Source organism: Paractinoplanes toevensis, from assembly GCF_018332695.1.
Taxonomy (GTDB): domain Bacteria; phylum Actinomycetota; class Actinomycetes; order Mycobacteriales; family Micromonosporaceae; genus Actinoplanes; species Actinoplanes toevensis.
Window position 1 is genome coordinate 46,354 of sequence record NZ_BOQN01000139.1, and the last position, 12,449, is coordinate 58,802.

The window sequence follows — 12,449 nt, forward strand, 5'->3', positions numbered from 1 at the left end:
CGCAAGCACGACAGAGGCCCCGGGGAACCCCCGGGGCCTCTTCCATCTGGCGAGTCAGGCTCGGTGGATGGACAGGCTGTCCTTGCCGTCACCCAGGTCGACCACCACGGTGTCGCCGTCCCGGATCTCCCCGGCCAGCAGCGCCTTGGCGAGCAGGTCACCGATCGAGGACTGGATGAGCCGCCGCAGCGGGCGGGCACCGTAGATCGGGTCGTACCCGTGCTCGCCCAGCCACTCCACCGCCGCCGGCGCGACCTCGAGCCGCAGCCGCCGCTCGGCCAGCCGGTCGCGCAGCCGCCCGAGCTGGATGTCGACGATCGACGACAGGTCGTCCTTGGTGAGCGCGTGGAACACCACGATGTCGTCGAGCCGGTTGAGGAACTCCGGCTTGAAGTGCGCCCGCACCACGGCCATCACCTCGTCGCGCCGCTCCTCGTCACCCATGGTGAAGTCGGCGGCCTGCGATCCGAGGTTGGAGGTGAGCACCAGGATCGCGTTGCGGAAGTCGACCGTACGGCCCTGCCCATCGGTGAGCCGGCCGTCGTCGAGCACCTGCAACAGCACGTCGAAGACGTCGGGGTGGGCCTTCTCCACCTCGTCGAGCAGCACCACGCTGTACGGCCGGCGGCGCACCGCCTCGGTGAGCTGGCCACCCTCTTCGTACCCCACGTAGCCGGGCGGGGCACCGACGAGCCGGGCGACCGAGTGCTTCTCGCCGTACTCGCTCATGTCGATGCGGACCATCGCCCGCTCGTCATCGAAGAGGAAGCCGGCGAGGGCCTTGGCCAGCTCGGTCTTGCCGACGCCGGTCGGGCCGAGGAAGAGGAAGCTGCCGGTCGGCCGGTCGGGGTCGGCGATGCCGGCCCGGGCCCGGCGGACGGCGCCGGCCACCGCGGCGACGGCCTCGCGCTGGCCGATGACCTTGGCCTGCAGCGATTCCTCCATGCGCAGCAGCTTGGCGGTCTCGCCCTCCATCATCCGGCCGGCCGGGATGCCGGTCCACGAGGAGATGACCTCGGCGATGTCGTCGGCGCCGACCTCCTCCTTGACCATCGGCGGCTCGGCGTTCTCCTCCTCGTCCGCCTCGGCCGCGGTGTTCAGCTCCTGCTCGAGCGCGGGGATCTCCTGGTATTGCAGGCGGGACGCCTTTTCCCACTCGGCGTCGCGCTGGGCCCGCTCCAGTTCGGCCCGCGCCTCGTCGAGCCGCTTCTTGAGCTCACCGACCCGGTTGAGGCCGCCGCGCTCGCGCTCCCACCGGGCGTTGAGCGCGGTCAACTCCTCCTCGCGGTCGGCCAGCGCACGCTCGAGGTTGGCCAGCCGGTCGCGGGAGGCCGGGTCGGTCTCCTTCTCCAGGGCGAGCTTCTCGATCCGCATCCGGTCGACCTGCCGCTGGAGCTGGTCGAGCTCGACCGGCCGGGAGTCGATCTCCATGCGCAGCCGGGAGGCGGCCTCGTCGATCAGGTCGATCGCCTTGTCCGGCAGGAATCGGTCGCTGATGTAGCGGTCGGACAGCGAGGCCGCGGCGACCAGGGCGGCGTCGGTGATCTGCACCCGGTGGTGCGCCTCGTAACGGCCCTTGAGCCCGCGCAGGATGCCGATCGTGTCCTCGACCGTCGGCTCGCCGACCACGACCGGCTGGAACCGCCGCTCGAGTGCCGGGTCCTTCTCGATGTGCTCGCGGTATTCGTCAAGGGTGGTGGCGCCGACCATGCGCAGCTCGCCGCGGGCCAGCATCGGCTTGAGCATGTTGCCGGCGTCCATCGAGCCCTCGCCCTTGCCGGCGCCGACGACCGTGTGCAGCTCGTCGAGGAACGTGACGACCTGGCCGTTGGAGCTGCGGATCTCCTCGAGGACGCTCTTGAGCCGTTCCTCGAACTGACCGCGATATTGCGCACCGGCCACCATGGCGCCGAGGTCGAGCGAGACCAGCTTCTTGTCGCGCAGGGTCTCCGGCACGTCGCCGGCCACGATGCGCTGGGCCAGGCCCTCGACGATCGCGGTCTTGCCGACGCCCGGCTCGCCGATCAGCACCGGGTTGTTCTTGGTGCGGCGGGAGAGGACCTGGATGACCCGGCGGATCTCGGCGTCCCGGCCGATCACCGGGTCGATCTTGCCGTCCCGGGCCTGGGTGGTCAGGTCGACGCTGTACTTCTCCAGCGCCTGGTAGGTCTGCTCGCCGTCGGGGGTGGTGACCCGCCGCTCGCCGCCGCGGACCTGCGGGAACGCGGCCACCAGCGACTCCTCGGTGGCACCGACCCCCTTCAGTGCGCGACCCACGGCGCCGGCGCCCCGGGCCAGGCCGGACAGCAGGTGCTCGGTCGACACGTATTCGTCGCCGAGCGGCTGGGCGATCAGCTCGGCCTCACCGATGGCGTTCACGAACTCGCGGGACAGGCTCGGCTCGGCGGTGCTGGCACCCCGGGCCGAGGGCAGCTGCTCGATGGCATGCACCGCGGCCCGGCGCACGTCCGCGGGATTGGCACCGACCGCGCGCAGCAGCGCCGGAGCGGTGGAACCGCCGGTGTCCAGCAGCGAAAGCAGCAGGTGCCACGGCTCGACCGTGGCATGGCCCCGCCGGCCCGCATCGGCAACCGCACCGGTGATGACGTCTCGGCTCTTGGTGGTCAAACGTTCGGCGTTCATGTGCTCCCCTGAAGCTCAGCAGACTTGAGCCTACGCCACTCAACCTTAAGAGCGAACGACCATCTCGACAACGCCGATGACGGATCCGTCGTGATGCCTGCCACGACGGCCCCGAGCAGGTCTTCCGGCGCCGTAACGTAGCGATACGTGCTCCGCCGGCTCCTGCCCCTGTCCCTGATCTTCGTCGTGGTCGGCCTGGCGACGTCATTCGTCGGCCCCTACCTGGCCCTCTTCCTCGCCGACGGCCTGCACGCGGGCCCGCTCGCGACGACCGCGTTCCTGATCGTCGCACCGATCTCCGGCGTACTGATCTCGTGGCTGATCGGGCGAGCCTCCGATCGCTGGCCGATCCGCCGGCCGCTGCTCATCGGCGCGGCACTGGCCGGCGCGGCCGGCACCGCGCTGACCGCCCTCTTCCAGAACTACTGGGCGGTACTCGCGGTCACCGTCTCGCTCACCGCGGTGGCCGGGGCACTCTTTCCGCAGAGCTTTGCGTACGCCCGCCAGCTGCTCCAACAGCAGGAACCGGGCCGGGTGGCCTTCGGGATCAGCGCGCTCCGCACCCTCTTCTCGGCCGCCTGGGTGGGCGGTCCGCCGTTGGCCGCGGTGGTGCTGGCCGCGCACGGCTTCGGCTGGACGTACGGGATGGCCGCCGCGCTCTACCTGCTCGGCGCCCTGCTGATCGTGTTCTGGCTGCCCCGGGTGCCGCAGCCGGCCGTGGGCACCGCCGAGGTCGAGACGCACGGCGGCCCGACGGTCCGCCCGATCACGCTCTTCCTGATCATCGCGAGCTTTACCGCGGTCACCACCGCGTCCACCCTGAACGTCCAGGCCATGCCGCTGTTCGTGAGCGATGATCTGGGCGGCTCGATCAGCCAGGCCGGCCTGGTTCTCGGCGTCTGCGCGGCGCTGGAGATCCCGATGATGCTGGCCCTCGGCGCGCTCACCACCCGGATCCCGGTGCGCCGACTGATCTACGTGGGAGTGGGGTGTGCGGTCGCCTACCACGCGATCGTGGTGGTCGCGACCGCCGTCTGGGTGCTGGTCGCCGCGCAGGCGCTGCAGGCCATGGTCATCTCGACGGTGGGCGCGCTGAGCATCTCGTACGTGCAGGACATGATGCCGGACCACCCCGGCCGGGCCACCACGATGGTGACCAACACGTTCCCGGTCAGCCAGATCCTGGCCGCGCCGCTGTTCGGACTGGCACAGCACTTCGGCTTCCGGTACGCGTACGGCATGAATCTGGGTCTTGGGGTTCTCGGCCTGGTCCTGCTGATCGCCAGCGGCCGGGCGAGGTCGAAGGCCGTCCCGGAGCTTTCGTCTGATCAGTTCTCCCCCACAGAACCGGCATATCACCCATAGTGGAAGGGTGCACCCCTCCGAGTCCGTTACGGTGGTCGGCGTGCGTGTACGGGTGGAACAGACTCCGTTGCCGGGCATCGGTGTCCGGCATGACCTGGTGACCTCGTCGGGTCGTACGGTCGGGGTGGTCTCCCACCGCAACGGCCGCCGCGACCTGGTGCTGTACGACGTGGACGACCCCGACGCCTGCCTCGCCTCGATCCCGCTCACCGACGGTGAGGCGGAGGCGCTCGCCGACGTGCTCGGCGCGTCCCTCATGCTCGGCCAGCTCGCCGGTCTGCGGCAGCAGGCCGCCGGTCTGCTCACCGAGCAGATCGCGCTGCCGGCCGGCTCGCCGTTCGTCGGCCGCAAGCTGGGCGACACCCGGGCCCGCACCCGCACGAGTGCCTCGATCGTGGCCGTGCTGCGCGACCGCGAGGTGATCGCGTCGCCCGGCCCGTCCTTCGTCTTCGAGGCGAACGACGTGGTCGTCGCCGTCGGCACCCGCGATGGCCTGGACGGCGTCACCGCCATCCTGGCCGGCAACCACGACGACTAGGCCACTGAGCCTGCCCGCGGCGGAAAACCCCAGAATTAAAGGCGGAGGATGCACAGTACGACGATTCTCCTGATCGAGGTCGGCGCGCTGCTCTTCGCGCTCGGCATGCTCGGGCGGCTCGGCCGCACGATCGGCCTCTCGCCCATCCCGCTCTACCTGCTCGCCGGGCTCGCCTTCGGCCACGGCGGCGTCGTCCCGCTCTCGGCCAGCGAGGAGTTCATCTCGATCGGCGCCGAGATCGGCGTGATCCTGCTGCTGGTCATGCTGGGCCTGGAGTACTCCGCGACCGAGCTGGTCGGCAATCTGCGCGCGGCCGCGCCCGCCGGGGTGATCGACGCGCTGCTCAACGCGCTGCCCGGGGCCGGCTTCGCGCTGCTGCTGGGCTGGGGCTGGCAGGCCGCCCTGGTGCTGGCCGGCATCACCTGGGTCTCCTCCTCCGGCGTGATCGCCAAGGTGCTCGGCGACCTCGGCCGCCTCGGTAACCGGGAGACCCCGGTGATCCTGTCCGTGCTGGTCATCGAGGACCTGGCGATGGCCTTCTACCTGCCGCTGGTCACCGCCGTGCTGGCCGGCGTCGGTCTGGCCGGCGGGCTCCAGGCGCTCGCCGTCGCGGTGGTCACGGTGATCGCGGTGCTGGTCGTGGCGATCCGCTACGGCAGCACGATCAGCAAGGCCATGTCGGTGTCGGACCCGGAGGCACTGCTGCTCAGCGTGCTCGGGCTGACCCTGTTCGTGGCCGGCGTGGCGGCCGAGCTCAAGGTGTCCGCCGCGGTCGGCGCGTTCCTGGTCGGCATCGCGCTGTCCGGTCCGGTCGCGCACCACGCCACCCAGATGCTGGAACCGCTGCGCGACCTGTTCGCGGCGGTCTTCTTCGTCTTCTTCGGGCTGTCCACCGACCCGGCCGACATGCCGCCGGTGCTGCTGCCCGCGCTCGGCCTGGCCGTGCTGACCATGACGACGAAGGTGTTCACCGGTTACCTGGCCGCCAAGCGGGTGGGCGTGGCCCTGCCCGGTCAGCTGCGGGCCGGGCTCGCGCTGATGCCGCGTGGCGAGTTCTCGGTGGTCATCGCCGGCCTGGCGGTGGCGTCCGGGGTGGAGCCCCGGCTCGCGCCGCTGGCGACCGCCTACGTATTGATCACCGTCGTCACCGGACCGATGCTCGCCCGGCTGCCCGATTACCAGTGGTTCAAGAACATTGTCAGGCGGCGGATGGCCCTCCGGCAGCGCCGCGCAGCCCCTGTTCCCGCAGGTGAGTGACCCTGGTTACGGGTAGAACTCCGCAAAGCTACTGACCAGTATCCGATTGTGATGCCCTAACACTTCCGTAGGAACTTGGGGCGCGCTACCGTTCCGGCTCGACAACTACGTGTTATTCGGACTTTCTGTCTAGGCGGCGGCGTGACAGTGCGTGAGTCGACTTTCTATGGATTCGCGAACCCGGTCGATCCTCGGCCGGAGGAGATGCAGGCGTGGGCGTACAGCCCGGAGTCAGTGCCTCTCGATGCCATGCCCGGAGACTGGGATCTGCTCATCTCCGGTGACGTACTCGCACCGACCCTCTTCGAGCTGGCCATGGATCGGCAGTGCCCGGCGCGCCGCTTCGCGCAGCACTGCATGTACATCTACGCCGCCGACGGGGTCCGGCAAAATGCGACCAGCCAGCGCAAACGACGTCTCAAGAAGTTCGTCGAGCGGGCCGAGGAGGTCGGCGACGAGCCGATGGCGATCTGGGCGCACAACGTGCGCGTCCTGATGAGCCGTCCCGAGACGTTCGACTACGCCGACTGGATCGAGGGTGGCCTGGTGCGCCACCCCCGACGCCTCGGGATGTTCCGCCGCTAACCGGCTGCGTACGAGAGGAACATGTCGGCCAGTCGGCGCGCGCCGTGCGGCCGGAACAGGTCGACCATGTTCGACGCGGACTCCTCGGCCGCGGCTCGGGCGCGCGGGAACATCGCGGTCTCGTAAGCGCTCAGCGCGGCCTCCACGTCGGCCGGGTGCGCGATGATCGCTTGCGCCAGCTCGGCGCCGTCCTGCATGGCCAGGTTGGCGCCCTCGCCGGCGAACGGTGACATCAGGTGCGCGGCGTCGCCGACCAGCGTCACCCCGGGCGTGCGTGACCAGCGGTGCCCGACCGGCAGCGCGTGGATCGGCCGGGTGATCAGCGAACCGTCGCTCTCGGAGATGATGCCGCGCAGGTCCGGGTGCCAGTCGTCGAAGAGGCCCAGCAACTGCTCGCGGGTCACGCCGGCCGCAGCCCAGTCGGCCGGCTGCTTCACCGCGACGTAGGCGCAGATCTCGTCGTTCGACTCGCGGTGGGCGAGGATGCCGCGCTCGTCGTCGAGCGCGAAGAGCATTCCCTCGCCGCACAACCCGGCGAGGCGGGGGTGCTCGGCGATCGCCTCCGGGATCCGGATCTCGACGAACGACAGGCCCGAATAGACCGGCTGGTCGGCGGAGACCAGCGCCCGGACCCGCGACCAGGCGCCGTCGGCGCCGACCAGCAGTTCCGTGGTCTCGGTCCGCCCGTCGGCGAAGGTCAGCTCGTGCCCGCCGGCGACCGGCCGCACCCCGGTGACCCGGGAGTTCCACCGGACGGTCCCCTCGGGCAACGAGTAGAGCAGCAGGTCGCGCAGCGCTCCCCGGTCGATCTCGGGCCGGGCGTCGTTGCCCTCCTCGTCGAACAGCACGGTCGCGTTCCGGTCCAGCACCCGGGTGGCGTCGCCGCCGGCGAGCACGTGCCGGCGGAACTCCTCGAACACCCCGGCGGCGCGCAACGCCATCTGCCCGGACTCCTCGTGCATGTCGAGCATGCCGCCCTGGTGCCGGGCGTGCGGTGCGGCGTCCGCGTCATGGATGACGGACTCGATCCCGTGCACCGCCAGCACCCGCGCCAGGGTCAGCCCGCCGAGCCCCGCTCCAACAATCGTGATCATCTCGATCTCCTCCTTCGCCTGCGTTCGACAATACACGAACACGTTCTTAACGAACACGTTCGTCAGGACACAGAGAAAAGCGGCCTCCCCGGGGAAGGCCGCCTGTCGTTACTTGTCGGAGGACCGGCGCGGCCGCCAGACCACCAGGGCCGTGGACGGTCGCTCCTGGCGAACCAGGTCCCGGCCGGAGTACGGGCTCTCCATGTGAGCTATCCGGGTGTAGGCGTCGTCGAGCTGCTGCTCCAACTCGGCGACCCGGTGCTGCAGGTCGGCGACCAGCTGCTCCAAGCCGATGATGCGCTTGATGCCGGCCAGGTTGACGCCCTCGTCCTGGCTGAGTTTCTGCACCTCACGCAGCAGGGCAACATCACGTTCGCTGTACCGGCGGCCGCCGCCGCCCGCTCGGCCGGGCTGCACCAGGCCGAGCCGGTCGTACTGGCGCAGCGTCTGGGGGTGCATGCCGGCCAGTCGTGCGGCCACCGAAATGATCAGAACCTTAGCGTCAGAGGCTTGCTCCACCGAGATGTGGATCTCCTCATACATGTGCCACCTCCCGATCAGGTACTAACCGCCTCGGCGCACACGCGCCTCGAGCCGGTCCCGCCCAGCCGGCGGGGTCAGTTTCGCGAAGCGCTCCAGCGCGTCCCGCGCTTCCCCCGTGACGGCATCCGGCACCTGAACCTCGACCGTGACGATCAGGTCGCCGGGTGGTCCGTCCTTGCGAGCCACGCCCTTGCCGCGAGCTCGCAACTTGCGTCCGCTCGGGGTGCCGGGTGGCACCCGCAGGGTGACCGGGCCTTCCAGGGTCGGCACCCGGAGGTCGGCACCGAGCACCGCCTCGGCGATGCTGATCGGCACGGTCAGCGTGAGGTCGTCGCCGCTGCGCCCGAACAGGTCGTCGGGTCGCACCGCGACCTGTACGTACAGGTCGCCGGCCGGACCGCCGCGATCGCCCGGCTCACCACGGCCGGAGAGCCGGATGCGCTGGCCGTCGGCAACACCGGACGGGAACCGGACGTTGATCGTGCGGGCCTTGGTGACCCCGCCCGTGCCCCGGCACTCGGGGCACTTCTCGTCGACGATGGTGCCGGCGCCCTGGCACTCCCGGCACGGCTCGCTGAAACTGAACGAGCCCTGGTTACGGGAGATCAGGCCGCTGCCGTGGCACTGCGGACAGGTGCGTGGCGAGGTGCCCGGCTTCGCGCCGTTGCCGTGACACGTGTCGCACTCACCGGCCGACCGCAGCGTCAGCGGCAACGTCGTACCGCGTACGGCCTGGGTGAAGTCGAGAGTCACCTCGGTCTCCACGTCCCGGCCGCGGCGCGGGCCGCGCCGTGCGGCGGCGTTGCCGCCCGGACCTCCGCCCGAAAATATCGAGCTGAATATGTCCGAGAAGCCCGCCCCCCCGAAGCGCCGGTCGCCGGGGCTGCCGGCCCCGGCACCCGCTCCGGAGAACCCGCCGAACAGGTCGGACGGGTCGAACTGCGCACCGCCGGTGCCCGAGCGAGCGCCCCGGCGGAACGCGCCCGAGCCGAACAGCGAGCGCATCTCGTCGTACTCTTTGCGCTTCTTGTCGTCGGACAGCACGTCGTACGCCTCGGACGCGGCCTTGAACTTCTCCTCCGCCTCCTTGTTGTCCGGATTGCGGTCGGGGTGCAGGTCGCGTGCGAGCTTTCGGTATGCCTTCTTGATCTCGTCGGTCGTGGCGGACTTGTTCACGCCCAGGACGGCATAGAAGTCCTTCTCGAGCCAGTCCTTCGAGCTCATCGCGTCCACCTCCGCCTAGCGGTAGTCCCGCCCACCGGGGGGTGGGCGGGACGAGCCTGTGAGATCACTCCGGGTCGGCCACCGCGACCAGAGCGGCACGAAGCATCCGCTCGCCCAGCGTGTAACCCCGGCGCATCACCTCGACGCAGGTCGGCTCCGTGACGTCGGCTGACGTCAGGTGCGCGACCGCCTCGTGCCGGTTCGGGTCGAAGGGATCACCCTTCTCGCCGAACGCGGTGAGGCCGAGCTTGCCGGTCACCGCGGTCAGCGACTCCGCCACCGAGGCGAACGGGCCGACCAGATCGCCGTGCTCGCGCGCCCGGTCGATGTCGTCGAGCAGCGGCAACAGCGCGGTGAGCACCGCGCCGGTGGTCAGCTCGGCGGCCGCCGACCGGTCGCGGTCGACCCGCTTGCGGTAGTTGGCGTACTCAGCGGTCACCCGCTGCAGGTCGTGGGTCCGCTCGTCGAGCTCGCTGCGCAACGCTTCGAGCTCGGCACCGAGAGCCGGGGCGGCCGGCTCGGCAGCCTCCTCAGTCACGGCACCCTCCTCCGGTTCGGCGGCGCGGTGTGCGCCACCGATCGGCTTCTCCTTGACCTCGGCGGCGTCTTTGACCTTCGCCTCGGCCTTTGGATCGATCTTGCGGCGGTCCCGGATGACGACCCGCTCGGTCGCCTGACCGTCGTTCTCGTCGTCCGCGGTGGTCACTTCTTGTCGTCCTCCACGATCTCGGCGTCGACGACGTCGTCGGCACCACCAGCGGAAGCGGCGGACGGACCGGCACCGGTCGCGCCACCCGGCGCACCACCCGGAGCCTGGGTGCCGTCGGCGCCACCGGGGGCGGCCTGAGTGCCGTCACCCTGCGAGTACAGCAGAGAACCGGCTTCCTGGGAGACCTGCGACAGGTGCTCGTGCGCCGACTTGATCTTCTCGATGTCGGAGCCGCCGAGGGCGCCACGCAGCTCGCCGAGCGCCTCGCCGATCTTGTTCTTGCTGTCCTCGGGCAGCTTGTCGCCGCTCTCGGCCAGGAACTTCTCGGTCTGCCACTGCAGCTGCTCGGCCAGGTTGCGGGTCTCCGCGTCCTCGCGGCGCTTCTTGTCCTCGTCCGCGTGGTCCTGGGCGTCGCGCATCATCCGCTCGATGTCGTCCTTCGGCAGCGCGGAGCCGCCGGTGATCGTCATCTTCTGCTCCTTGCCCGTGCCCAGGTCCTTGGCGGACACGTGCACGATGCCGTTCGCGTCGATGTCGAAGGAGACCTCGATCTGCGGGACCCCGCGCGGGGCCGGCGCGATGCCGCTGAGCTCGAACGTGCCGAGCTTCTTGTTGTAGGCGGCCATCTCGCGCTCGCCCTGGAAGACCTGGATCAGCACGGACGGCTGGTTGTCGTCGGCCGTGGTGTAGACCTCGGAGCGGTGCGCCGGGATGGTCGTGTTGCGCTCGACCAGCTTGTGCATGATGCCGCCCTTGGTCTCGATGCCCAGGGACAGCGGGGTGACGTCGAGGAGCAGAACGTCCTTGACCTCGCCCTTGAGCACGCCGGCCTGCAGAGCGGCGCCGACCGCGACGACCTCGTCCGGGTTGACGCCCTTGTTGGCGTCCTTACCGGTCATGCTCTTGACCAGCTCGGCGACCGCGGGCATGCGGGTCGAGCCGCCGACCAGGATGACGTGGTCGACGTCGGAGAGCTTGACGTCGGCGTCCTTGATCGCGGACTCGAACGGGCCCTTGCAGCGGTCGAGCAGGTCCTGCGTCATGCGCTGGAACTCGGCCCGGGACAGCGACGTGTCCAGGTGCAGCGGCCCGTCCGGGCCGGCCGTGATGTACGGCAGGTTGATGCTCGTGGTGGTGGCCGCGGACAGCTCGATCTTCGCCTTCTCGGCGGCCTCGCGCAGACGCTGCAGGGCCATCTTGTCGGCGCCCAGGTCGATGCCGTGCTCGCCGCGGAACGTCTTGACCAGGTGGTCGATGACCCGCTGGTCCCAGTCGTCGCCGCCCAGGTGGTTGTCGCCGGAGGTCGACTTGACCTCGATGACGCCGTCGCCCAGCTCGAGCAGCGAGACGTCGAAGGTGCCGCCGCCGAGGTCGAAGACCAGGACGGTCTGCTCCTTGGAGCCCTTGTCCAGCCCGTAGGCCAGAGCCGCGGCGGTGGGCTCGTTGACGATCCGCAGGACGTTGAGGCCGGCGATCTCGCCCGCCTCCTTGGTGGCCTGGCGCTGCGCGTCGTTGAAGTAGGCCGGAACGGTGATGACCGCGTCCGTGACCGTCTCACCGAGGTAGGCCTCGGAGTCGCGCTTCAGCTTCATCAGGACCCGCGCCGAGATCTCCTGCGGGGTGTACTTCTTACCGTCGATGTCGATCGACCAGTTCGTGCCGACCTCACGCTTGACCGAACGAATGGTCCGGTCCGGGTTCGTCACCGCCTGGCGCTTGGCGACCTCGCCGACGAGCACCTCACCGTTACGGGCGAAGGCGACGATCGACGGCGTCGTCCGGGAGCCCTCCGCATTGGCGATGACGGTGGGCTCGCCTCCTTCCAGAACGCTGACGCAGGAGTTCGTGGTGCCGAGGTCGATGCCGACCGCACGTGCCATGGTTGGTCCTCGCTTCTTACAGAGCTCGGTTCAGTACAAGGTTGAGTGGAACCGACTCAATGATGCCACGGGCATGCTCATCGTCAACTCGGACTTGAGCCAACCGGACGCAACTCACACACGTATCGACCCTTGCAGTTCGGTAGATACCTGTCCGGTCACGGCATACCGGCACCTGTTGTCCTGCATGCATAGATCGGGCACTCTTTACCCGTGACGACGCACGGTGACGCGGTCGGTCCATCGGCCAATTCCGCCGTGGACGCCGCAGCGAAAGAGCCCGCGGGATCGGACGAGAAGGCCCTGACGAGCACGGTCTCGACCGACGCCGGGGACAACTCTGATCCTACGGAAGCCGTCGTGTCCCGTCAGCCACATCCTGATCCCGCCGACGAGGCGCCGACCGAGGCCGTCGAAACCGTCGCGGAAGGTGATCCGGATACCAAGATCGAGTTACCGGAAGATGACGCGGAGACCGACGAGGCCGCCGACCAGCCTGCGGTGATCGAAACGTTATCCGATTCTGAGACCGGCCCGGAAGCGACAAAACCGGCAGCGGATCTTGACCCGATTCCGGGCCCCGCCCCCGAGCCGCTGCCCGAACCGGACCC

Annotated in this window: 10 protein-coding genes and 1 pseudogene; 5 read left to right on the forward strand and 6 right to left on the reverse strand. The window is 69.7% G+C overall.

Going from position 1 to position 12,449, the window contains the following annotated elements:
• Positions 1–54: 54 nt before the first annotated feature.
• Entirely contained in the window at positions 55–2,643 is a 2,589-nt protein-coding gene (gene clpB, locus Ato02nite_RS45385; protein ID WP_213012930.1) for an ATP-dependent chaperone ClpB, read from the reverse strand.
• Positions 2,644–2,790: 147 nt separating this feature from the next.
• Between clpB and Ato02nite_RS45390 the strand changes: the two genes are divergently transcribed.
• The 4 genes from Ato02nite_RS45390 (at position 2,791) to Ato02nite_RS45405 (ending at position 6,388) form a co-directional block, all read left to right on the forward strand.
• Positions 2,791–4,008, forward strand: coding sequence for a sugar efflux transporter (locus tag Ato02nite_RS45390; protein ID WP_213012931.1), 1,218 nt, complete (start codon positions 2,791–2,793; stop codon positions 4,006–4,008).
• A gap of 40 nt (positions 4,009–4,048) precedes the next feature.
• Entirely contained in the window at positions 4,049–4,546 is a 498-nt protein-coding gene (locus Ato02nite_RS45395; protein ID WP_213012932.1) for a cation:proton antiporter regulatory subunit, read from the forward strand.
• Between the two features lie 48 nt (positions 4,547–4,594).
• Complete coding sequence (locus Ato02nite_RS45400) at positions 4,595–5,803, forward strand: cation:proton antiporter (RefSeq protein WP_213012933.1); 1,209 nt, start codon at positions 4,595–4,597, stop codon at positions 5,801–5,803.
• 141 nt (positions 5,804–5,944) lie between these two features.
• Positions 5,945–6,388, forward strand: coding sequence for a hypothetical protein (locus Ato02nite_RS45405; RefSeq protein ID WP_213012934.1), 444 nt, complete (start codon positions 5,945–5,947; stop codon positions 6,386–6,388).
• Here the strand turns inward: Ato02nite_RS45405 and Ato02nite_RS45410 are convergent.
• The 5 genes from Ato02nite_RS45410 to dnaK all read right to left on the reverse strand — a co-directional run bounded on the left by Ato02nite_RS45410 (position 6,385) and on the right by dnaK (position 11,838).
• Positions 6,385–7,482 (reverse strand): FAD-dependent oxidoreductase, encoded by a 1,098-nt coding sequence (locus Ato02nite_RS45410; RefSeq protein ID WP_213012935.1) that lies wholly within the window; start codon positions 7,480–7,482, stop codon positions 6,385–6,387. The two genes, Ato02nite_RS45405 and Ato02nite_RS45410, sit on opposite strands and share 4 nt — an antisense overlap.
• A 108-nt stretch (positions 7,483–7,590) precedes the next feature.
• Positions 7,591–8,025: a heat shock protein transcriptional repressor HspR gene (locus Ato02nite_RS45415; protein ID WP_213012936.1), complete on the reverse strand. Its 435-nt coding sequence runs from the start codon at positions 8,023–8,025 to the stop codon at positions 7,591–7,593.
• A gap of 21 nt (positions 8,026–8,046) precedes the next feature.
• Positions 8,047–9,249 (reverse strand): molecular chaperone DnaJ, encoded by a 1,203-nt coding sequence (dnaJ, locus tag Ato02nite_RS45420; RefSeq protein WP_213012937.1) that lies wholly within the window; start codon positions 9,247–9,249, stop codon positions 8,047–8,049.
• Positions 9,250–9,313: 64 nt separating this feature from the next.
• On the reverse strand, positions 9,314–9,955 hold the full coding sequence (gene grpE, locus Ato02nite_RS45425) for a nucleotide exchange factor GrpE (RefSeq protein WP_213012938.1): 642 nt from the start codon (positions 9,953–9,955) through the stop codon (positions 9,314–9,316).
• Positions 9,952–11,838, reverse strand: a complete 1,887-nt coding sequence (gene dnaK / locus Ato02nite_RS45430; RefSeq protein WP_213012939.1) for a molecular chaperone DnaK — start codon at positions 11,836–11,838, stop codon at positions 9,952–9,954. Before dnaK ends, grpE begins: the two co-directional genes overlap by 4 nt.
• 213 nt (positions 11,839–12,051) lie before the next feature.
• Here dnaK and Ato02nite_RS45435 point away from each other — a divergent pair.
• Positions 12,052–12,449, forward strand: a pseudogene (locus Ato02nite_RS45435) (hypothetical protein); the annotation flags it as partial.